Genomic DNA, 279 nt, shown 5'->3' on the forward strand with positions numbered 1-279 from the left:
CGAACACCGAGTCGATCTCGCTGTTGGCGTTCGTGTCGTCGCCGACGACGAACAGCGCCTCCCACACCTGGTCGTTCCAGCGGCGGAACGCCGCGGACCCGTTGCCGCTCGCCGTGTCGTTGACGTACTCGCTCCGAGTGACCGTCTCGACCGGCACGTCCTCCTTGAACGGGCGCTGCCGGACGTGTTCGACCCGGGCCATCGTGAGGTCGGTCAGCGCCGACAGCTGTGACTCGTTGAGCCCGTCCGTCTCCGCGAAGTCGACCGACTCCTCGTAGT

At 67.0% G+C, this 279-nt stretch carries 1 pseudogene; it reads right to left on the minus strand.

Features of this window, described 5'->3' with window-relative positions:
* Positions 1-279 (minus strand): annotated as a pseudogene (locus EXE42_RS17735) (PGF-CTERM sorting domain-containing protein); the annotation flags it as partial.

The organism is Halorubrum sp. SP3 (genome assembly GCF_005435195.1).
Lineage (GTDB): Archaea > Halobacteriota > Halobacteria > Halobacteriales > Haloferacaceae > Halorubrum > Halorubrum sodomense.